Origin of the sequence: Pseudoalteromonas sp. GABNS16E (assembly GCF_028598715.1) — a bacterium.
Lineage (GTDB): Bacteria > Pseudomonadota > Gammaproteobacteria > Enterobacterales > Alteromonadaceae > Pseudoalteromonas > Pseudoalteromonas atlantica.
Genome location: NZ_JAQREZ010000017.1, coordinates 46,978 through 70,323 on the forward strand (window position 1 = coordinate 46,978; position 23,346 = coordinate 70,323).

A 23,346-nucleotide genomic window follows, 5' to 3' on the forward strand; every position below is an offset into this window, starting at 1 on the left:
GCCAACTAGCATCGCTAAAATTGCTGTAATCAATAATTGATTAATACTCATACGTTACTCTTTATGGCCATTTTAAACGGCACAGCATCTGCGCGCTCGTTTTTAGTAAACTCTGGTGTTTCTAAATCAGCTGCAACACTTGCATCTATTTTTTGCGAAAATTTATAGCTTTCATTCTCTTTTAATTGGGCAGAGTAATCGGTTATATCTTGGCCCGCATAATAACGCCTAAGCTGTTTACATTCTTGCTGAATATAAAAATGATCGGAAATAATATTTTGCTGCGCAAAAAAATCGTTTGTTTCTAATTTAAACAAGTGCTTTATCGCATTGTTTACATCATTTTCGCGACATGCATGTAAATACAAATACACGGTGTTTTCTACCAAACTGAATACGTCGCCCTCACGCTTTATATGAAATAAATGCAAAGGGTGAATTGGATCAATCCGAGGCAAAAGCTCTAATTTAACCAACACCCCGCTTACCCCTAAATTTACAGCTGAGTCGCTGTGAACTTCTACCTGTTTGGTAAATTCTATAAAAGGCAAGTAACCTTTAGAAAAGGTATTTTCGGTAAATTGAAGTACATGTTCAATAGAAGGCGGTAACGGTCTTGAAAATTGAAACCCTTGAATTGACTGCACCTGTGAGAGCAACCTAGAAGGCTCTGAAAAACTATACAAAATTAGATTAACACCTAAGGTCAAAAATAAGCATTCATCTTGATGGCGGATCACCCCATCAAAGTTCTGAATCACTAATTTAAGCCAGCGACCACAGTTTTTTCTCAGCTCAAAGCATTGCTTGGCAAGCAGGCCTAAATCGGTATACCGCGAAACTGCAAATACCAATGTTGCCGCCTCTAATTTAGGGCCTTTTGCAAAAAGCGCATTGTTGTCTTTTATTATTTTATATTTTGCAGGAAGCTTGGTCCCTTCAGGAATAGCTCCTTGTACAATCCACACGTCGTCTTCATCTGCAAATACACCCAATGTTGAGGTTTGTTGTTCCGTAATACTATTTTGCTGCACTTTAAAGCAGCCATTTTCAATCATTAATGGATACTGTACAGAGGCGATGATACCTGTACTGTGATGCCAATAATCGTACTCTAGTACGCGCACTGTTGAATCATTTTCAACATATACCAACCCGTCGAGGTCCGAATTTAACCGCCTTAATAAAAAGCGATAGTTAGTCACCTCAGGGCCAGAAACTAAAAATAAGACGGTCGCTCCTGATTGTGTACTAAATTTTTTATAGGTCTGAACACTTTGAATCAGCTGCTTTTGATCCAATGAAGCTAAATCAGTCGTACTAAAGTGGACAATGACTAAAGCGTTATTTAGCTGTTTATAAGCATTTAGCTCTTTTAGCGTATTGTTAATTATTTGTTGCTTTGGCCAGTCGCGTGTATCTGCCGAAAACCTAAACGGATGCACTTTGTGTTGGTCAAATGCATGATTTAATGCATTGCTAAAAGGGCCTTCAAAAAATGTTTCTATTTGAGAAGAAACAATATAAATATCAGTGGCCGAAGGTTTATTAATTGCATGTAATGCCAGTTCAGTAGCAAAATTGTCTAAAGGGGCTAAAATTGCATATAACGATGCAGGTTTTAGCTCTGCAGCAGAGGACTGCAAGCCTGAAATGTTAAAGTTTTGCACTGAATTTAGCCTATAAAAAATACTTTTTTACTAGTTTTACCCGCTATTCTATATATAATAGACAAATATTGTCCACTTTAAATAAAAATAATAAACTTCACCATAAAGGCAACAATGCGTAATTTAACGACAAAAAGCTCTGAAACCTTAACATCAAATGACATTGAGAACCTTGCACGACGTTTTGGCGGCAAAAGTGAAGATTACGTTGAAATTGTTAATAAACAAAAAAATAAACAAACAATAGAAAAATACGCATTACTGAACGAAATACACCGAGCAGTAAATACGTAAGTGATAATTAAAACGACAGGTAAACAATCCTTTGCAAAGAGTTTTTCTAAAAGGCATTAAAGGCGGCACTGGCGCTACTTCTATGGTTGCCAACTTAGCCTGCGTATTAAAAAAGTCGGGCTCTGACGTTATCACTATAGATTTAGACTCTAAAAGCGATTTGGGCCTGCACTTTGGCCTGCCTTGGCAGTACAACCAAGGCTGGAGTAACGAGCAGGACTTTGAAGAAGCCTTGATGCACTTTCATCAAGATAGTGATGGCATAGTGTTTTTACCTTTTGGCGATAAAAGTGTTAGTACCGCAGCGTTATTCGATTTTATAAACAATTGCAATAAACTGGATTATAACAATGCTGCTTGGCTTCTTTTTGATTGCCCTGCACATATTGATATCACCCACTATCCGCTCGATAAAAACGACATAGTGATTGAAATAGTTAATTGTGATGCTATTTGCCACAGCTTAATTTATAAAAAACTACAAACGTTAAAACACACTGACAACCAGTGGAAACACTTCTTTTTAGTCAATCGTTATAACTCTGCATCAACACTTGAGTTTGACCTGTTTTCTTTATGGCAATCTACCTTGCCGCTTATGGCGCCCTTTTTTATAAATAGTGATGAAGTAATTAAAGAGTCTACAGCCTATAGAAATGTAGCGCTTAATTGTGCACCTTACAGTGTTGCTAACGATGACTTTGAAACACTTGCCGGCTGGCTTGTAAGTAAATCAGCCCTGTAGTTATGAGCTTTTCTTTATTTTATAAGCGCCCAATACACAGTACTTTGTATTTACTGTTAAGCATTATTTTTACTGAAAAACTTGTACGTTATATTTTATTTAAGTTTCATAGTTATTTTAACCAGCACAAAGTAAACGTAATAGAAGCCTTTTTAATGCCTTTTATTACTCTGATTAGTTCATTGTTTATCAATATAAAAGACCACAAAATTAACTTTGAACTTGTTTTGTATGATTACTACCCGCATCTTCGCTTGCCCTACCGCACGTTTATTTATTCAAATATTTTGCGCTTTATCATTCAAAGCGTTTATTTGTTATTTTTTAAATACAAACCTAAAAATAACTCTGTAAGGGAGCGGCTATCAAATCAGTTTTATAATGGGGTAAGTTATTCACTTAAACAGTTGCGTTGGTTTGACTTAAAGCTAGGTAGATTACTAAAGCGTTTGTTATCAAAAAACGTTAAGGGTTCTAAAAAAAGTGCTTTTAAAACCATGGCTGACGCTAAGATTTGGCAAAATAAACTAATAAAATATGTGGTTGTTGCCTTTATATTGTTTTTACTGGCTATTTTTATAACCATTCCGTTTAGCCTAGAAGCGCAAGCCGTGTTTATTAGTTTTATTTTGATAGTGGCATACGGGCTTAAGCGCGTTAAAGGGCAAATGGCCACGATTGTAATGATCACCCTATCGGTAACCACTTCATCGCGTTATTTATGGTGGCGCTACACAGAAACCCTCAATTGGGATGACCCTATTGCGCTTACATTAGGCGCAGGCTTGCTGCTGGCAGAAACCTATGCGTGGCTAGTGCTCATTTTAGGCTTTTTTCAAACTATAAACCCCCTTGAGCGTAAACCTGTTCCGTTACCAGAAAACACTGACTTATGGCCAACAGTTGATGTATACATTCCTACTTATAATGAACCATTAAGTGTTGTACAACCTACCACGCTTGCGGCTATGAGCATTGATTGGCCTGCTGATAAGCTCAACGTTTATATTCTTGATGATGGCAAACGTCCTGAGTTTAAAGAATTTGCTCAAAAAGTGGGGGTGGGTTATTTAACACGACCCGATAATAACCACGCTAAAGCCGGTAATATGAATAGCGCCATGCGCTACACTAACGGCGACTACATTGCTATTTTTGACTGTGACCACGTACCTGCCCGCTCATTTTTACAAATGACCATGGGGCAATTTTTAAAAGACAGCAAAGTATGTTTAGTGCAAACACCGCATCACTTTTTCTCAGCAGACCCGTTTGAGCGTAATTTAAATAACCACAGCCAAATCCCTAATGAAAACATGCTTTTTTATGGGTTGATCCAAGATGGTAATGACATGTGGGATGCCACCTTTTTTTGTGGCTCATGCGCTGTTTTAAAACGCGAAGCACTCGACAATATTGGTGGCTTTGCATTTGAAACGGTAACCGAAGATGCCCACACTGCTCTGCGTATGCAACGTGCCGGTTATAAAACCGCTTATATAAATATCCCACAAGCTGCAGGCCTTGCCACCGACAGCCTCTCTGCACATATTGGCCAGCGTATTCGTTGGGCTCGGGGTATGGCGCAAATATTTAGGCTCGATAACCCAATTTTAGGTAAAGGGCTCGATATACCACAGCGCCTGTGCTACTTAAACGCCATGCTGCACTTTTTATCGGGCATTCCGCGTATTGTATTTTTAACCGCGCCACTGGCGCTCATATACTTTAATGCTTACATTATTTATGCGCCGTTTTTAGCTATTTTTATTTATGTAGTGCCTACACTCATACAAATAAAAGCGACCAACTCACGAATTCAGGGTAAATATCGCTACTCTTTTTGGGGGGAAGTGTATGAGTCTGTTCTTGCCTGGTACATATTAAAGCCGACAACCGTTGCGCTAATAAACCCTAATAAGGGTAAGTTTAACGTAACAGAAAAAGGCGGCTTAAATGATAAAGAGCATTACGATTGGGGTATATCTAAACCCTACTTGGTACTTTTACTCATAAACTTAGTTGGCATGCTTGTAGGTGTTTTACGCTTAGGCTTTGGCGATCCGAGCCAAGTGGGCGTTTTGTTAATCAGCATGGGCTGGGCAATTTATAATATTATTATTTTAGGCGCTGCGGTAGCCGTTGCTGCAGAAGCTAGGCAAGTAAGGCAGTCACACCGTATTAAGGCAAACTTTCCGGCTGGCGTGCGCTTAGCAAATGGGCATACGTTAAAAGTTAAAATTACCGATTACTCTGATAATGGGGTGGGTATTGAAACAGAGCACGCTCATTTATGCCGAGTAAACGACAAAATAGAGCTATTAATGAGCCGCGGTAATAAACAGTTTTCGTTTACAACGTATGTATGTAACACCCGAAACAAACAAATAGGCTTAACGTTAAAAGATCTCTCGCTCGAAAAGCAAAAAGCATTTATACAGTGCACCTTTTCAAGAGCGGATGCGTGGCTTGACTGGCAAAATAATTTTCGTCATGACCGCCCTTCATATAGCTTTAAAGAAGTACAAAAAACAAGTTTAAGAGGATTTAGTAATTTATTGTTTCATGCTCCTAAGCCATTACAACCCTTTGTAAAACTAATGACAAAAATTGTTGTATATATAAACTCTTTCACCCCTAAAAAACCAATAGTGCATTATAATTATGATTAAAAATTTGCTTAATACATTTCTAATACTGTTTTTAACATGCAGTGCTTACAAAGCATGTGCTATTGAGCCAATGCACGATAAATCTGTGTTTATAAATGGCTACCCAGAAAGCGCCAACGTGTCTAGTTTAAGATTAGACTTTGCTGCTTTAGGCTTTGATGGCTACAAGCTTGATGGCATAAACAACAACTCAAGAGTGGATTTTACCAACCGCATTGATAAATTAAGCACCGATTTACAGCTTAATTTTTCGTACACAAACTCGCCATCATTGATTGCTAACGTGTCGCATTTAAAAGTGTATTTTAATGAAAACTTAGTCACTGTACTGCCCATAAATGAGCAACTAAGTGTGGTTAAAAATACCGTTAACCATAGCCTAAAACTCAATGCTAAGTATGTACAAGACTACAACCAAGTACGGTTTGAGCTTGTTGGTTATTATGATTTACGTTGCCAAGATTACTTTAGCCGCTCTATTTGGACCGAAATTAATAAATCGAGCAATATCACGCTCAATCAAAAGCAACTGGCAATAGATAGCCGTTTAGAATATTTACCAGAGCCCTTTTTTGATGCCAAAGATTACAATAAGTTAAGCTTACCGTTTGTGTTTGCAAAAACACCTAACACCAAAACGATTGAAGCGGCTGCGACTCTTTCAAGCTGGTTTGGCGCGCAAGCTGACTGGCGTGGTGCTGATTTTCCGGTGGTGATTAACAAATCATTAGATACGCACAGCGTGGTTTTTATTACCAACGATTCAAAGCCTGACTTTTTAAAAGACTATCCCGATGTGGAAAAGCCAACCGTTGAGATTATTTCAAACCCACTACATAGATACAGCAAAATGTTGCTTATTTTAGGGCGTGATGAAGACGATTTAAAAACCGCCGTCACGGGATTGGCCTTTGGCCATAAAGTCATGACCGGCAGAACAGCTAGCATAGAAGCAATTAACCAACTACCGCTTCGCAAGGCGTACGATGCCCCGCGCTGGTTACGCGCAGATAGAGCTGTACACTTTGACGAATTAATTGATTTTGACAATCAGCTACAAGCACAAGGGCTAAATAACGGACCCGTAAAATTAAACGTGCGCTTTGCTCCAGATTTATTTACTTGGCGCGAAAAAGGCATCCCCATTACATTGCAATATCGCAGCACACCCGAAAGCGAGCCTTTGGACTCTCGGTTAAATATGTTGATTAATCAAAAGTTTATTAGTGGATATTTGTTAGATAATGACGACTCTGCACTCAATACTACAAAAACATTATTGCCGCTTATTGCCAATACCGATACTACACAAAACGCAGAAAACTTTTCACTGAATGGCATAAACTTAGCTACTCGGAACGAGCTAAACTTTGATTTTAGATTTGGTGTGCTGAAAAAAGGTGAGTGTGCAATAGCACCACCTGGTGGTGAGTTTGGTGTTATTGATGGTAATTCTAATATTGATGTAAGTGGCTTTGATCATTACATTGCCCTGCCAGATTTAAATGTATTTGCGAACAGTGGCTTCCCGTACACCAAATATGCCGATTTACAGCAAACACTTGTACTAATTGACCAGCAGCCTTCTGCAAAAGCGTTAACTTTGCTGTTTAATCTTACCGGTCATTTTGGCGCAATAACGGGGTATCCAACCCACAGAATGACAGTGGCCCATTTAAATGAAAATGTTGATTTAGACGACAAAGATATTTTAGTTGTTGCAAAGCCTGGCAGCACAGCTCAGCAACTAGATGAAGATGCGCATACAAACGTACTTTTAACGAATAACCAGCGTGAAATAAAGCAAGCAATTTACAACGGTGCATACGATGAGCAAGCCACAGATAAAATACAAGTGAGTGTAAAAAGTAGCGGAGATATGGCGGTAATTACAGCTTATCAATCTCCTTTTGATTCTGAACGCTCTGTTGTATCACTTAATGCCACCACTGAAAAAGCATTTGGCTTAATTGATAAAACCCTTATGGACTCGCAAACATTAAGCCAATTAAAAGGCAGTGCTGCGGTTATAAACTCACAAGGCGTTAAAACAATAAAAACCGAAGAGCAATACTTTGTCGGTCATATTCCTGTACATACGCTGGTGTGGTTCCATTTATCTGACCATCCATTTATTTTAGCCCTGCTTTCTATATTAACGCTGTTACTAATTTCATTTATTTTATGGCGATTACTACAAGCACTCACCCATAAGCGTTTAGCTGAAGGAGATGAATAATGACATTACTTAACCGAGCATTATTAGTAGCCGCTTTTTTAAGTTTTTCTGTGTCAGCGCAAACGCAGCAGTGCGAGCCTTGGCAGGGGTGGCACGTATTTAAAAATCACTTTATTAGTGATGAAGGCCGCGTAATAGACCTAGGCTCAAAACAAAATATTACCACCTCAGAGGGGCAATCATACGCGCTATTTTTTGCGCTAGTAGCAAACGACAAAGCCGCGTTTGATACCATTTTAGATTGGACACAAGACCATCTCTCTGAAGGCGATTTAAGTACACGTCTGCCAGCTTGGCAATGGGGTGAAACAGGTAATGATAGCAGTGCAATTTTAGACTCAAACCCAGCATCAGATTCTGATTTATGGATAGCATATAGTTTATCGCAAGCAGCTATTTTATGGGATGACCGCCGCTATAGTATTTTAGCTGCTGTATTAGCGCAGCGTATTATGCGAGAAGAAACCGCCTATATTTCAGGGTTAGGGCTTACTTTATTACCCGCCCCTGCTGGGTTTGAATTTGAAAATAACACCTATAAACTCAACCCAAGTTATTCACCGTTATTTATTTATCAGCAATTTAGCAAATTATACCCGCACTCACCTTGGCAGCAATTACATGAAGCGTCTGCAAAGCTTATTTTGGATACCGCTAAAAACGGAGTGAGCCCTGATTGGGTGATGTATAGCCCAGCAAAAGGTTTTTATTACGATAAAAAAGCAACCGATTTAGGCAGCTTTAATGCCATTAGGGTTTACTTATGGGCCAGTATGATGGCGAACGATGCGCCTTACAAAGCACAACTAAGCGAGCAGTTTACCCCTTTTGTAGAGGCTATAAACAGCCGTGGCTATGTCCCTTTAAGTACCTATGCACGCTCTGGCAAAACCCAAAAGCGTGGCCCATTAGGCTTTAATGCTGCCCTATTGCCCATGCTAAAAGAAAATGGCGATGATTCTTTGGTTATGGCCATTCAACAAAAGTTAATGGTCGATAAGTCATTCACACAAACACGCTATTACGACAGTGTATTAAATCTGTTTGGTAGTAGTGCGCTTAATAAGCGCTTCTTAATAACAGCAGACGGGACGCTCAAGCCAAGGTGGAGCACTGAATGTCGTTAAAATGGGCTGTTGTTTGTACGTTAGCAGTCAGCGCAAGTGTGCATGCTAAAACAAATAATGACATTGATACACACTCTGTTGAGTGGCTTTTAAGCCAAATCAATATTGGTGAAGTGCAAGAAAATAAAGATTTAATTGCCGATAGCTTACAAAAGTTATTGGCCATTGCCCCTAATCGAATAGAAAGCCAGTGTGCGCTTGCTCGTTTTGAGTTTGCCAATGGTAAGGCTATACAAGCAAATCAAATTTTAAGAAAAATTGACGGTAACAACACACGTACCCACCCTTGTGTAGAACAGTTACGATTAATTGCTAGATTAGAAAACGAAGACAAAGCAGATATACAACAAGCTAAATTACTTGCCCGTGCGGGACGTTACGAACAAGCGCGATTAATTTACAGCAGGCTTTTTAAAAACACCTATCCAAGCTTAGCGTTTGAGCTTGAGCATTTAAGTTGGTATGCACAAGAGCAAAGCCAATGGCAAAATGTAAAAAAAGGCTACGAAAGGCTACTACGCAGTTACGAAAACATCGGCGCGGTAGATATTGCATATGCGCGCCACTTACTCAGAAATAATCCCACTGATAGCACCGCGCTAACTATTTTAAGTAAATATGGTGCCACCTCTCGCTACAGTAATGAAGTAGAAGCAATCTGGTTAGGTGCTTTATCTAACATGCAATTAAATAGCGCTACAGAAAAGCAATTTCAGCGCTACTTTAGCGTGTATCCGTTTAGCAGCAAAGGCGAATTACAGTATCAAGATTTCAAAAAAGATTTAAAAGCGCGACAAAAATTATTAGCTAACCCGGCCTACCAACTATGGCTTAAAGGTGAGGCGTTACTTGAAAAAAACAAGCTCGTTGCCGCAGAGCCGCTTTTACTAAAAGCGCTCAAAGGGCGCCCTAACGATGGCGCAATTATGCGCAGCCTTGGCACCCTTTATTTGCGTATGGGTAAAAATCAAACGTCTTATAATTATTTTACTAAGGCGTATTCGCATACCCCCGATTTTGCCGAGCGAGAAACGCTAAAAGACTTAGCTGCCACAGCGAAGTTTTGGCTTTACATACGCCAAGCTAAAGAAGCCATTAATAATAGCCAGTTTAAAACGGCGTTGCTTAAATTAAATTTAGCCGGCACACTTGAACAAGACCCTGCTAGCGTTTTGTATAACCGCGGATTGTTACAATTTGCTCAAGGTAATTATTCACAAGCGGCCGCTATTTATCAAACCGTGTTAAAAAATGATCCGCTTAATAATGGCGCTCTAACAGGGTTATTAGAAATTGTTGAATTGGATAACAATGAGCAGTCGTTAATCAAGTTTTATAATGCTTTATCTCAGTCTCAAAAAGCACAACTTAAACCTGTGTATGCGGCAACGTTAAGTAGCCAGCTTCGCGAAAAAGCACGCCAATATAGTGATGCAGGCGATACAGAGCTTGCTGAGAAAACCTTAAAAGAGGCAATTGAACTGGCCCCTGAGCAGCCTTGGCTTTATTACGATTTAGCGTTTATTTATCAACAAAACGGGTTAACTAAAAAGGCAAAAACGTTATTTAATAATGTGCTTTGGCAGTTTCCGCTCAATCCACAGTTACGTTATAGCCATGCTTTATTTTTACGCTCAATTGATGATTATCAAGGCGCTTTAAACACCTTAGAGTATGTGCCGGTTAATGATCGAAATGACGACATAACTTCTCTTGAGCAACAACTTAGGCTCAACGAGTCTCTTCGACAAAGCGAGCGACACTTAAATACTAAAAATAGAACCACGGCTATTTTTCATTTAAGTAATTTAGAAGCGCAAAATTTAACTCCAGTAATGAAAGCCGAGCTATCGCGTAGCTGGTATCAAATAGATGAGAAAAAACACGCTCTAAAGTTAATTAATACTGCATTAAATACTGAGCCTACTTTATCACCTTATTGGCATATGCTTTACGCGCAGTGGCTATTAGAACAAAACGAGCGCCCTGCTGTAGAACAATGGTTTTCTCATTACAGCTTGCCTAATAATGCAAGTGCTGGCGAAGTAGAACAGTACGTCAATTTATACACCACGTATATTAATCAGTATTACGAAGGTGGCGAATTATTAGCAAAGCTTAACCAGCTTGATCAAAAGTACCAAAGTACACCCGCCATCACCACGGCATTAATAAATGCTAATTTAGCTCTGGGGCAACAAGAGTCAGCAATTATTGTTTATCAGCAAAAACTGAAAAACAATCAGCCAATTGAACCTCAAGCAATGCTTGCAATAGCTAGAGCTTACAGAGAATTAGGTAACGACTTTCAGGCAAAAGAAGTCACTGAGCGCGCAATAACGCAAACAGATGATCAGCAAGCCTACTTACAACGCCAAATAATGACCTCGTTAAATGACTTTAATTACGCAGGTGATGCTTTAGTTTTAGCCAATCAATTAATTACTAAATCACCCAATGATAAAGAGCTTAGTTATTTAGGCGCTGAAGTTGCTCAAAATTTTAATGAACAAGACCAAGCTAAGCAATGGTATTTAAAAACGCTATCAAGCGAGCAACGCCTAAACGATGAATCGTTTTACAAACAAATTGCTCGCATAGATGAAAATGATGCGTGGTATATTAATGGCGCTAAGCGCGAGCTTATAAATGAGCAAAGCAAAAACCAAGCATACATTGCTATTGGGGTAAACTTTAGTGGCCAAACAAGCACCGAAAGCGAGGCAACTCTTGGCGCAGGCTTAGTACCTATTGAGGCCTACTTTCCACTTTGGCAAGGCCAAGGGTTTATTAAAATAGACCCAACCACTATTAGCGCACAAACAACTCGCTTTGATGAGCAATTTGCTGGTAGCCGCTACGGCCAAGGTGCACTTTGTATATTTACCTGTACTATTGATGAAGTAAGCCCTGAGCAAGATGGGGTCGACATAGGTATTGGCTGGCAAAATGAAAATTGGCGTGTTGATGTAGGCACGACCCCACTTGGCTTTTTAATTGAAGACATAGTATGGGGTGTAAATTACGCCAACAGTATTGGCGACTTTGGTTATAGCCTAGAGCTCGAAAAACGCCCTGTAACAAGCTCCGTGCTCTCTTATGCTGGGCTTGAAGATGTAAATACCGGTGAAATTTGGGGCGGCGTGCGCTCAACAGGCCTAACTGCCAACCTATCTCATGACTTAGGTGGCGATTGGGGCTTTTGGTCAAGCGCCGACTTTACGCTCTATAAAGGGCAAAATGTTAAAGATAACCAACGCTATAGAGTAATGGGCGGGTCTTATTATCGCGTTATTAGTAATCAAGAACGCGAGTTTACCGTCGGCGCAAGTCTATTACATTGGGCATATCAGTATAATTTAAGTGAAGAAACATGGGGCCACGGCGGTTACTATAGCCCACAAAACTACGTTGGGTTGTCGGTGCCTTTAAGCTACGATGCGCGCTGGGGCGATGATTTTGTTTATCGCTTAAAAACGGGGATTTCGTATTCGCAAACAAAAACCCAAGCCATTGATTTTTATCCTAACGACACTGACTTGCAGCTACAAGCCTACGATAGAGAATCGATTACCGGGGTGGACCCTGTATTTGAGAGTGATGACAGCTCTGGCGTGTCATACAATCTTGAAGGAAGCTTTGAGTACCGTATAACGCCGCATTGGTTTTTTGGTGGTTATTTAGCCATCGATCGTGCTGACTTTTACGAACCAAACTTTGGCCAGCTCTATATTCGCTATTACTTCAACCCTGTGTACGGGACGTTAGAGTTTCCTGGCACCCCAATTATTCCCTATGCAGACTTTTAACGCAGTGCAAGGTGATATATCGCGAATGCTTCCCCTCGCACTAAGGTATATGTATACTTGAGCGCAATTGTAACTAGGATAAGGGTGTGTCTCTTACCTTGTGGTGTTACTACCATTTAGCAAATCATTATCTTAGCTACAAATAATATACAGATGGTCGAGCGTTTTAGTGCCCATGGCACAAAACAGCTAAAGCAAAAAATTATAAGGCCATTACAACAATTCTTAAAGTTAGGAAGTAAATATGAGTTCAGCTCCAGATAGTGGTTGGTTTGGCCACCCTAAAGGACTTTCGACATTGTTCTTCACTGAGATGTGGGAACGAATGAGTTACTACGGCATGCGAGCGATGCTCGTATTGTTTATGACAGCAAGCCTACAAGAAGAAGGCCTTGCCTTTACGGTTGCATCAGCTGCTGCAATTTACGGTTTATACACAGGTGCCGTTTATTTCTTAGGCTTACCGGGTGGTTGGCTAGCGGATAGATTATTCGGTGGTCAAAAGGCCGTATGGTACGGCGGTATCATCATCATGTGTGGCCATATTATTTTGGCCGTGCCTCATGAGTATTCATTTTTTATTGGTTTGATCTTTGTTGCTACAGGTACTGGTTTGCTAAAACCAAATATCAGCGCAATGGTAGGCCAGTTATACAGCGATGCTGATGAGCGCCGTGATGGCGGTTACGCTATATACTACATGGGTATTAACTTAGGTTCTTTAATTGGTTACTACGTATGTGGTTACTTTATGGAAAACGTAGGTTGGCACTGGGCATTTGGTGCAGCTGCTGTGGGTATGGCTATTGGCTTAATCCAATATAAGCGCACGCTTAACAACCTACCAGAGCACAGTGCATTACCGGCTAACCCATTAAGCGCTAAAGGTGCATCTCGTGCATGGTTTGGTATTGCTGCTTTTGTTGTTATTGCCGCTGGTGTGACCGCTGCAGCAATGACGGGCGCAATTATTATTAACCCAACTGTTTTAGCAGGCTACACAGCTGTTGTGTTTACTATTATATTCTTTATTTATTTCGGGGTTATTTACTTTACAGGTAAATTAACAGCGGGCGAAAAACAAAGAATGTGGGCACTATTTTTAGTGTGTGTTGCCTCTGCGTGTTTTTGGTCTGGCTTTGAGCAAGCGGGTTCATCACTTAACCTCTTTGCCCGTGATTACACAGATCGCCTTATTGGTACTTTTGAAATTCCGACTACGTGGTTCCAATCTTTAAACTCACTATTTATTATTGCTTTATCGCCATTTTTTGCCGCGCTTTGGATTAATTTATCTAAAAAGATGGTATCGCCTACTTACAGCGTAAAATGTGCAATGGGCTTAATTATTATGGCTTCTGGCTTTTTAGTTATGTTTATGGCCGCTCACTACGCAGCTGAAGGTTTAAAAGTAGCACCTTACTGGCTTGTTACTACTTACTTTTTGCATACTGTGGGTGAGCTTTGTTTAAGCCCTGTAGCATTAAGTGCGGTAAGTAAACTTTCGCCACGTCGTTACACAGGCCAAATGATGGGTGTATTTGTATTAACTTATTCAATTGGTAACATTATTGCTGGCTTACTGGCTGGTAACTTTGATCCAAATAACGTTGAAGAAATCCCTAACTTATACTTACAAATTGCCTTATTTAGCATTGGCGTAGGTATTGTTTTAGTGCTTATGAGCTTTAAAGCGAAAGTATGGGAAAAACAAGGCCTAGAAGAAAAAGCTGCATAATATTGCACGTTTAATTACGCGTAATACTAATTATAATTTCCCCCATAGCCGCTATGGGGGAAATTTTCTCAAATTTCTATATCACCTCGCTGTAAACTGGTATCATCTGCTGATTAATTTTTAACTAGTCTCAGGGACGCAGTACATGCGCTTGTTAACTTTATCTCACACCCTATTTTTAACCTTAAGCATTGTTTTTTTATCAGCCTGTGGTGGTTCAGACGATCAAGTTACAACTAACCCTAATGATCCCGTTGAGCCTGAGCCTAGCGAGTTAACAGTATCTACAACTACAGGTTTAGATGTCAGCCTTGATGAAGGAAGCTTTTTACTGACTGTACCTGCCAATGCCGTCTCTCAAAACACTGAACTTACACACGAAAAAACAGTATTAGATGATGCAAATGCACTACTAAATATTATCTCAGATATACACCTACTCACCCCAAGTACGCTTTCTTTTAGTGATCCAATTACTATCAGCATAAAAATACCTGATGATTACCAATTAGGAGGCCAGCTATTTATTGCTAGACAATCTGGCGGTAGCTGGGCAGTTATTGATAACTCTTTTGTTGCAGATGGGTTTGTAAGTGCGCAAGTAACAACACTAGGAACCTTCGCTATTATGATGCAGCGCAATGAGGCCTTTGCAGCTATAGGCCCAACGTGTGATGCCACAGCCACAGAGCAATCGGTTAGATTTGTTCATGTTGCTGACCTACATGCGCGATTCGGTTATGAGGAGCAATACTTTAGCCGCATAAAAGCCTACTACAATCAAGCACTTGCCCAAACGCCGCATACCCTTTTTACCAACGGGGGGGATGACTACGAAAAAGGCACTGTTGCTGAGCAACTATCACAAGGTAGCGCTACAGAAGAAGCCATTAAGGCCATGAAGTTTGATTTACGTGTGGTAGGAAATCACGACTACGCATGGGGGCCAGAAAAGTTATTAAGCTACTCGCAAGATGATAACGCCATAGTACTTGCCAGTAATACACGCTATGAAGGCGAACAATTACAAGACTTTGCCGCTGTAGGCTTTGCTAAAGTACAAGTAGGCTGTGTGACCTTAGGTGTATTTGGTATGACCTCAGTACCTTGGAACGAGCTAGATGAACCGATAGACGATGAGCCTATACCTGATTTTATCAAACAATTTAAAATGAGCTGGCAGTGGCAACAAATAGCACAAAGTATAGTAAACCAATACCAAGACGATGTTGACTACATGGTAATGCTAAGCCATTTAGGTGAAGGCTTAGACATTGATATGGCAACCGATGTAAGCGGTATTGATTTAGTGTTAGGCGGCCATACTCATGGCGGTGAAAGTTATAATACGCTCGAGAACGGCGCTGTGGTTATTCAGCCAGATTTTTACGCCAAAGGCATCACCGATGTTACTCTTACGTTTTACTTGCAAGATAAAACATCGCCAACAATAGATTACAGCACCATTGAAACTGACAGCATCAGCGAACGTGATGAACCAACTAAACTGGCAATTGATGAAATTATGGGCCGCTATGCACCTGATGCAAACACAGAAATTGCTATTTCTGAAAACTACCCAAGTAGTTTAGAGCTTGCAGAAATAACGGCTTTAGCTGCAGCCCATGCAAGTGATATAACGGCGGCCCTGCTTAACCCAGAATTAGTACAAACAAGGTGGACACCAGGGACCTTAACACAAGAAGACTTTCATAAAGCCTACTATGTTGAGCGCCAGCCCTCTAACACTCCTGGCTTTAATTCGTTATATAGCGTAACGGTTACAGGTAGCGATTTAAACACCATGTTTGCCAATCAGCCTGATTGGTTTTTACTCAAACCAGATGATATACAAGCTGCGAGCACTTACCAGGTTGCGTTGTTTAAAGGCGCAGCGCTTAATCCTGAGCTATTTTTTAGCGGTGTTACCTTTTCAAACGTAGAAGCCATTGACGAAGCATGGTGGTTACTTGATCAATATGCGCGTTTTAGAACAAGCCAATGCTTATACCTAGATACCGATAATCAACTCTTTTCATGTAATGAGCAAAGCAATGTCACAGTGTGGAATTTTGACGATGAAAATAGCCCTTTGGCAGCAGATTATGGCCCTTCAGTATTGAGCTATTTTGACCCAGAACAAACAAACTGGGGCCCTGAAGAAACACAATATAATACAACTCAAGCACTTGGTATTGCTGATTTTTCTGATGGCAGCTCAGGTGTAATGGCGTTTTCACGCCACGCCCCTACCGAGGGGTTATTAATAACCTTAAATACATCTGCCAATGGTGATTATGCAAGTGAAGGAATGGTTTCTGATTACACCTTAGTAATGGATTTATATTGGCCAGAAGAAGGCAAAGATATTTATCGCGCTATCATGCAAGCAAACACACAAGATTACCTCACTGATGATGCCGATATGTTTATCGACCCAACGGGCGGTTATGGTAAATCAACTAGTGATAGTGGTTACTTTGGACAAACAGAGCCTGAAAACTGGCACCGAGTTGCATTTGTATTTTATACCGCCCCCAGTAATGGGGTATTTGAAGTGTACATAGACGGCGAGCTTGCTGGTGTTAAAGAAGACGGTGAAATAAATAACACCTGGGCATTAACGTCATCTGTTTTACTCTTTACAGATAACAACTTTGAAACAGTGCCCGGTTATTTAAACGCCCTTTTATATGCTGGGCGCGCCCTGACTCGAGACGAAATTAAAAGCATGGGCAGTGCACAATCAAAGCTGACATTTACCCCTACAACACGGGTATTAAACCAAGCTATTGAGCGCCATTACCAAGCAGCTCCAACCGTAAAACCTAACCTTTGGCTCGAGCAGCGCAACACATTTTTTAACAACAGCACACAAAGCGTAAACAATTAAATACAAAAAACATTACGTAACTACATTTTTAAAAGAGGTTTTATTTTTATAAAACCTCTTTTTTATTCATTTATATCAATATCTTAAACTTTAATAAACGAAAAGCATCAAGCTAATACATGCTCGTTTACCCTAAAACGTAAGGTATAAACCTATTGACTAAGTAAACGTCTTATTAAATTTACAGTTTGCTCGAATGCTAAATCTGCTCCCCCTCTTCCCCAAACTTAAAATCTAGTTGATTATCTAGCTCAACACGACAACAACACATAATCGCAGTAGCAATATTTATTGCAGGAGTAATAAAAATGAGTGAAGCAAATAATCCACTAGGTTTAGTTGGTATTGAGTTTACTGAATACGCAACACCTGATGCAGACTACATGGATAAAGTGTTTACTGATTTTGGTTTTTCAAAATTAAAAAAATTTAAAGGCAAGGATATTGTCTATTACAACCAAAACGACATTCACTTTTTACTAAATAACGAACGCGATGGTTTTTCTGCTGAATTTGCAAAAAGTCATGGCCCAGCAATTTGCTCTATGGGTTGGCGCGTTGAGGATGCACAGCATGCATTTGAAACAGCTGTAGCACGTGGTGCAAAACCCGCAACCGACTCAACCCATAAAGACTTACCTTATCCCGCCATTTACGGTATTGGCGATAGCCTGATTTACTTTATTGAGCAATTTGGTGATAAAGGGTCTATTTATGAGTCTGACTTTGAAGATTTATCATCACCTAATGTAGTTGAAGATAAAGGCTTTATACGTATAGATCACCTAACTAATAACGTTTACAAAGGCACTATGGAAACATGGGCAAACTTTTACAAAGACGTGTTTGGTTTTACAGAAGTACGCTATTTCGATATTAAAGGTCAAAAAACAGCGCTGCTATCGTATGCATTAAAATCACCCTGTGGCACCTTCTCAATTCCTATTAATGAAGGTAAAGGCAATAACAACAACCAAATTGACGAGTATTTAGGCGAATATAATGGCCCTGGTGTACAACACCTCGCGTTTTTAACTGACGATTTAGTTAGCTCGCTTGATAAGCTTGATAAATCGACCATTGCTACTTTAGACATTATTCCTGAGTATTACGACACTATTTTTGACCGTGTACCGTGGGTTGCAGAAGATAAAGAAAAAATTCGCGAGCATCAAATATTAGTCGATAGCCAAAGTGAAAACTGCTACCTATTACAAATTTTCTCTAAAAACCTATTTGGACCTATTTTTATAGAAATGATCCAACGTGTAGATGATGGTGGTTTTGGTGAAGGTAATTTCCAAGCATTGTTTGAGTCAATTGAGCGAGACCAAGAGCGCCGCGGCGTTTTATAACTTTTTTGAGTAAATTAAAAGCAGCGATCTTCGCTGCTTTTTGTCGTTTTAATATTTAAAAAGTAGGGTGCAAGATACAAGTATGCTTAAATAAATGCATGCACCCAACATCAAACCTAAAGGATAAGTAATGAGCCAAATTAACGAAACCCACGACATTAATTTAACTAGCTGGGTAGAGTCGGCCAATATTAAAGGCTGTGACTTCCCGATTCAAAATTTACCTTTTGCAGAATTTCGTACTAAAAACACAAATGAAGAATTTAGAGGCGGGGTTGCTATTGGCGATCAGGTTATTGATTTAGCAAAATTGAGCCACTTAAACATTTTTACCGGTGATGCTAAAACAGCCCTAGATGCAGCAAGCGAATCAACACTAAATACATTTATGGGTTTAGGGGAGCAATACTGGTCAGCACTGCGCTTAGCGCTTTCAAAAGCATTGCGTGAAGGCGCACAGCAACAAAAAGAAATGCAAAGTACCCTTATTGCTCAAGCTGATATAGAGTTTTCACTGCCGTGTCGTATTGGTGATTACACCGACTTTTATACCTCAATTTACCATGCAACAGCCGTTGGTAGCTTGTTTAGACCAGACAACCCGCTTTTACCAAACTATAAATGGGTGCCGATTGGCTATCATGGCCGCTCTTCTTCTATTGATGTATCGGGGCAAACGTTTCACCGCCCTAAAGGGCAAACTAAAGCGCCCGATGCAGATACCCCATCATTTGGCCCATGTAAGCGCCTAGATTACGAGTTAGAGCTCGGTATTTACTTAGGCAAAGGCAATGCGCTGGGTGATGCTATCGCCATTGAAAACGCTGAAAACCATGTATTTGGTTTTTGTGTATTTAATGATTGGTCAGCACGTGATTTACAAGCATGGGAATACCAACCATTAGGCCCGTTTTTAGCTAAAAACTTTGCATCAACCGTATCGCCTTGGATTGTCACCACTGAAGCACTTGCACCTTTTAGAACTAGCTGGACACGTGATGAAAACGACCCTCAGCCAATGCCGTACCTAGAATCTGCCGCTAACCGCGAGCAAGGTGCATTTGATATTCAAATGGATGTTAAAATTCAGACTCAAAAAATGCGTGATGAAAACCACCAACCTACGCAGGTCTCTACCTCAAGCTTCAAACATTCATATTGGACTGTGGCGCAAATGGTGACCCATCATACTGTAAATGGCTGTAACTTTATGCCAGGTGATATGCTCGGCTCTGGCACGCAGTCAGGCCCTACACATGAAGAAGCGGGCTCTTTATTAGAGCTTTCTCGTGGTGGTAAAGAAAAAATAACCCTGAGTAATGGTGAGCAACGCAGCTTTTTAGAAGATGGCGATAACGTAATTATGCGCGGCTGGTGTGAAAAGCCAGGCTATGCCCGTATTGGCTTTGGTAGTGTAGAAAGCACAGTATTACCTGCTAAATAACTTATTGGTTATTGATATGTCCTAAATAAGCAAACACATTTGAGGACAACACATAGCAAATAAAAAAGCCACCTAGTTAAACTAGGTGGCTTTTTCGTATCTAAAGTACGGGTTGATTAAAGGTCTTTTTCAACCTCATCAAATAGCGCAGTAATATTTTGCGCTGGCTCTTTCGTCGCTAAGCTTACAACTACAATTGCAATACTTGCTAAAATAAAGCCTGGTACAATTTCGTACATGTAACTGCTTAAGCTTTGCCCATCAATCATAAATGGTGAGTAAATCCAAAACAGAACCGTACCAGCACCTACAACCATACCTGCTAGTGCGCCTTCAAAGTTCATGCGTTTCCAGTACAGGCTAAATAAAACCAGAGGGCCAAATGCCGCACCAAAACCTGCCCATGCATTACTTACTAAGCTTAATATTGAGCTGTCTCTATCGTACGCTAAGTAAATAGCACACAAAGCGACTGCTGCTACACTAATACGCCCTACAGTAACAAGCTCTGTGTCGCTTGCTTCTTTGCGTAAAAACGTTTTGTAAAAATCTTCAGTTAACGAACTTGAACTAACAAGTAACTGCGAAGAAATTGTACTCATGATTGCAGCTAAAATAGCCGCCAATAAGAAACCAGCAATTAATGGGTGGAATAATAACTCAGAAAGAATTAAGAAAATGGTTTCTGGGTCTTCAACAACAATGTTGTTTTCATAAGTGTACGCGGCACCAAATAAACCAGTACCCACAGCACCAATGGCTGCAACTATCATCCATGTCATACCAATACGGCGAGCCGTTGGCATATCTTTTACGCTACGCACCGACATAAAACGTACAATAATATGAGGTTGACCAAAGTAGCCCAAGCCCCACGCCATTGCCGAAATAATCCCTAATGCAGAGCCTGCACCTATCCAATTAAGCATATCGGGGTTAACGCTATGTAGCGTTGACTCTAGCGGTTGATCTAATAAAGAGTAAGCAACGGTCGGTACCAGTATCAAGGCAATAAACATAATACAGCCTTGCACAAAGTCAGTTAAGCTAACTGCTAAGAAGCCACCAAATAAGGTATATAAAACAACAACACCAGTGGTGATGTATAAACCCATTTCGTAACTTAAGCCAAACGAGCTTTCAAACAATTTACCGCCTGCTACAACACCTGATGATGTATAAAGCGTAAAGAACACAATAATTACTACCGCAGAAACTACACGTAAAAGGTTTGATTTATCATTAAAACGATTAGAGAAGTAGTCTGGGATTGTGATTGAGTCGTTCGCTTTTTCAGTGTAAACACGCAAACGAGGCGCAACTAAAAAGTAGTTTAACCACGCACCAATAACCAAGCCTATTGCTATCCATGTGCTACTAAAGCCAGTAACGAACATAGCGCCAGGTAAGCCCATTAAAATCCAACCGCTCATATCCGATGCGCCAGCAGATAATGCTGCAACACTTGGAGATAAGCTACGTCCACCTAGCATATAACCCGATACATCACTTGTAGACTGTTTGTATGCATAAAGTCCAATGCCAAGCATGACTATAAAATACAATGCCAGTGAAATAATCATTCCTGTTTCCAAATTCGCCTCCACAAAGTTGTATAAAACAGGCTTTTAATCCTAATAATGACTCTTAAAATATTATAATAAAGACACTATTGGGGTAAAAACCATCCGTCTTGACTATACCATGCTTAAAGGTGATAACTCCAACTTGTTACACTGAAGTGAACGAAAAACAGCCGTATTGACTATTTAACCCTCAAACACCCGATATACGGTAAATTTATTTACATATATAGCTAATATTTAATAACAATTCATTAAATCAATAATAATTACCTAATGCTATTTCGAACGTTTTGCCATATATTATAGCCATTGCTAATAATTATTATTTTGTACGGAACTATTTATGTATTTTTATGCTGCACGCCAACCTATTTTAGACCGCGAAAAGGAGCTTGTTGGATACGAGTTATTATTTCGTGATGGCGTTGATAATGTATTTCCAGACATAGACGGTGACGAAGCAACAACTAAGCTAATCGAAGGGAGTCAGTTTAATTTTGGCTTAGAAGATTTAACTGGCAACAAACCCGCCTATATTAACTTTACCCTAGAAACCTTACTTAAAGGTTACCCTACTATGTTAGGGAAAGAGACGGTCGTTGTAGAAATCCTTGAAACAGTGCAACCAGGTAAGCGCTTACTGGCTATTGTTAAAGATTTAAAAGAAAAAGGCTACACCCTAGCGCTTGATGATTACATTCACCAACCAGTATGGCGCCATTTTTACCCGTTTATCGATATTTTAAAAATAGACTTTTTAACCACTGATGAAAATGCAATAAAAACCATAATTAACGATATTAAAGCCTATCCACACATCAAGCTTTTAGCTGAAAAAGTAGAAACCTATGAAGCCTATAATTTAGCTCTTGAGCTTGGGTTTGAATATTTTCAGGGGTTCTTTTTTTCAAAGCCTGAAATGGTACAAAGTAAAGCACTGCCGCCATCAGAAATGGCATTAGCAGAGCTGCTTTACGAAACCTCATCTGTTGAAATGGATCTTAAAAAGATAACCGATGTGTTTGAACGTGACGTAAATCTATCTTACAAGTTATTGCGTTATTCAAACTCAGCTGCGTTTGCGCGCAGAGCAGAAATAAACACAATTAAACAAGCACTCATCGTCCTTGGCGCTAACGAAATTAAAAAGCTGTTATCTTTGTTATTTGCAGCGCAAGTTTCTGCCGATAAACCTGTTGAGCTAATTAGGCTTTCGCTAACACGTGCACGATTTGGCGAACTACTTGCTATTTCACACGGGCAGTTTAAAGATACCGGTATGGCCTTTTTAACTGGCATGATGTCGCTTATGGACGCTATTTTAGATGAAACCATGGAAAGCGTTATGCAAAAGCTCCCGCTGTCTGCAGAGATAAAAGCTGCGCTATTGAATGACGAAGGCCTGCTTGCTCAGTATCTAAACTTGGTTAAGTTTTATGAGCACGCAGATTGGGAAGCCGCCAACGAAATTGCTAAACAGTTAAATTTAGGCGAAGAAGTTGCCAATGCATACCATGACGCCTTAACGTGGGTTAATGAGCAAATGCAGCTGATGGTTAAAGAACAATAAACATTAGAGCTTATTTATTTAAGCTCAAAATACACATAAAAAATGCCAGCAATTGCTTAATGCCGATCAGTTAAGAAATATTTTAATGATCGGTTGACCGATCTTTTATAGATGTAAGAATCCGATGAGCATTTGCCATCGGATTTTTTATGAATATTAAAACAGCTTTAGACACCGCATTTAATACCAGCACCCAATTTCATT

13 protein-coding genes are annotated in these 23,346 nt (G+C 40.0%); 11 read left to right on the forward strand and 2 right to left on the reverse strand.

Annotated features, from left to right (window positions below; all coding sequences use genetic code 11):
• Nucleotides 1–47: 47 nt before the first annotated feature.
• Entirely contained in the window at nucleotides 48–1,670 is a 1,623-nt protein-coding gene (gene bcsE / locus PSI06_RS09220) for a cellulose biosynthesis protein BcsE (RefSeq protein ID WP_273603602.1), read from the reverse strand.
• Nucleotides 1,671–1,784: 114 nt separating this feature from the next.
• Between bcsE and bcsR the strand changes: the two genes are divergently transcribed.
• The 10 genes from bcsR (at nucleotide 1,785) to fahA (ending at nucleotide 19,986) form a co-directional block, all read left to right on the forward strand.
• The gene (gene bcsR / locus PSI06_RS09225) at nucleotides 1,785–1,964 is read left to right on the forward strand and encodes a BcsR/BcsP family cellulose biosynthesis protein (protein WP_273603603.1); all 180 of its coding nucleotides are present in this window, start codon (nucleotides 1,785–1,787) and stop codon (nucleotides 1,962–1,964) included.
• A 31-nt stretch (nucleotides 1,965–1,995) separates the two neighbouring features.
• Nucleotides 1,996–2,709 (forward strand): cellulose biosynthesis protein BcsQ, encoded by a 714-nt coding sequence (gene bcsQ, locus PSI06_RS09230; protein ID WP_273603604.1) that lies wholly within the window; start codon nucleotides 1,996–1,998, stop codon nucleotides 2,707–2,709.
• Between the two features lie 2 nt (nucleotides 2,710–2,711).
• The gene (gene bcsA / locus PSI06_RS09235; protein ID WP_273603605.1) at nucleotides 2,712–5,381 is read left to right on the forward strand and encodes a UDP-forming cellulose synthase catalytic subunit; all 2,670 of its coding nucleotides are present in this window, start codon (nucleotides 2,712–2,714) and stop codon (nucleotides 5,379–5,381) included.
• Nucleotides 5,374–7,620, forward strand: a complete 2,247-nt coding sequence (bcsB, locus tag PSI06_RS09240) for a cellulose biosynthesis cyclic di-GMP-binding regulatory protein BcsB (RefSeq protein WP_273603606.1) — start codon at nucleotides 5,374–5,376, stop codon at nucleotides 7,618–7,620. Before bcsA ends, bcsB begins: the two co-directional genes overlap by 8 nt.
• Nucleotides 7,620–8,747 carry a cellulose synthase complex periplasmic endoglucanase BcsZ gene (bcsZ, locus tag PSI06_RS09245; RefSeq protein WP_273603607.1) on the forward strand — a complete coding sequence of 376 codons (1,128 nt, stop codon included), beginning with the start codon at nucleotides 7,620–7,622 and terminating at the stop codon, nucleotides 8,745–8,747. The genes bcsB and bcsZ overlap by 1 nt, the downstream gene beginning before the upstream one ends.
• A complete protein-coding gene (locus PSI06_RS09250; RefSeq protein WP_273603608.1) occupies nucleotides 8,738–12,556 on the forward strand; it encodes a cellulose synthase subunit BcsC-related outer membrane protein in 3,819 nt (1,272 codons plus the stop codon). Before bcsZ ends, PSI06_RS09250 begins: the two co-directional genes overlap by 10 nt.
• Nucleotides 12,557–12,800: 244 nt before the next feature.
• A complete protein-coding gene (locus PSI06_RS09255; RefSeq protein ID WP_039972292.1) occupies nucleotides 12,801–14,294 on the forward strand; it encodes a peptide MFS transporter in 1,494 nt (497 codons plus the stop codon).
• Nucleotides 14,295–14,439: 145 nt separating this feature from the next.
• The gene (locus PSI06_RS09260) at nucleotides 14,440–17,187 is read left to right on the forward strand and encodes a metallophosphoesterase (RefSeq protein ID WP_273603609.1); all 2,748 of its coding nucleotides are present in this window, start codon (nucleotides 14,440–14,442) and stop codon (nucleotides 17,185–17,187) included.
• 308 nt (nucleotides 17,188–17,495) lie between these two features.
• Nucleotides 17,496–18,542: a 4-hydroxyphenylpyruvate dioxygenase gene (gene hppD, locus PSI06_RS09265; protein ID WP_004588333.1), complete on the forward strand. Its 1,047-nt coding sequence runs from the start codon at nucleotides 17,496–17,498 to the stop codon at nucleotides 18,540–18,542.
• 130 nt (nucleotides 18,543–18,672) lie between these two features.
• Nucleotides 18,673–19,986, forward strand: coding sequence for a fumarylacetoacetase (gene fahA, locus PSI06_RS09270; RefSeq protein ID WP_004588332.1), 1,314 nt, complete (start codon nucleotides 18,673–18,675; stop codon nucleotides 19,984–19,986).
• A 116-nt stretch (nucleotides 19,987–20,102) separates the two neighbouring features.
• Here fahA and putP read toward each other — a convergent pair whose 3' ends face one another.
• Nucleotides 20,103–21,581, reverse strand: a complete 1,479-nt coding sequence (gene putP, locus PSI06_RS09275; protein ID WP_004588331.1) for a sodium/proline symporter PutP — start codon at nucleotides 21,579–21,581, stop codon at nucleotides 20,103–20,105.
• 334 nt (nucleotides 21,582–21,915) lie between these two features.
• Between putP and PSI06_RS09280 the strand changes: the two genes are divergently transcribed.
• Nucleotides 21,916–23,142 carry an EAL and HDOD domain-containing protein gene (locus PSI06_RS09280; protein ID WP_004588330.1) on the forward strand — a complete coding sequence of 409 codons (1,227 nt, stop codon included), beginning with the start codon at nucleotides 21,916–21,918 and terminating at the stop codon, nucleotides 23,140–23,142.
• Nucleotides 23,143–23,346: the final 204 nt, after the last annotated feature.

Coding starts and splice junctions, on each gene's coding strand:
- PSI06_RS09255 (WP_039972292.1), top strand. CDS start 12,801: ATGAGTTCAGCTCCAGATAGTGGTTGGTTTGGCCACCCTAAAGGACTT.
- hppD (WP_004588333.1), top strand. CDS start 17,496: ATGAGTGAAGCAAATAATCCACTAGGTTTAGTTGGTATTGAGTTTACT.
- bcsR (WP_273603603.1), top strand. CDS start 1,785: ATGCGTAATTTAACGACAAAAAGCTCTGAAACCTTAACATCAAATGAC.
- fahA (WP_004588332.1), top strand. CDS start 18,673: ATGAGCCAAATTAACGAAACCCACGACATTAATTTAACTAGCTGGGTA.
- PSI06_RS09250 (WP_273603608.1), top strand. CDS start 8,738: ATGTCGTTAAAATGGGCTGTTGTTTGTACGTTAGCAGTCAGCGCAAGT.
- bcsZ (WP_273603607.1), top strand. CDS start 7,620: ATGACATTACTTAACCGAGCATTATTAGTAGCCGCTTTTTTAAGTTTT.
- PSI06_RS09260 (WP_273603609.1), top strand. CDS start 14,440: ATGCGCTTGTTAACTTTATCTCACACCCTATTTTTAACCTTAAGCATT.
- bcsA (WP_273603605.1), top strand. CDS start 2,712: ATGAGCTTTTCTTTATTTTATAAGCGCCCAATACACAGTACTTTGTAT.
- bcsB (WP_273603606.1), top strand. CDS start 5,374: ATGATTAAAAATTTGCTTAATACATTTCTAATACTGTTTTTAACATGC.
- PSI06_RS09280 (WP_004588330.1), top strand. CDS start 21,916: ATGTATTTTTATGCTGCACGCCAACCTATTTTAGACCGCGAAAAGGAG.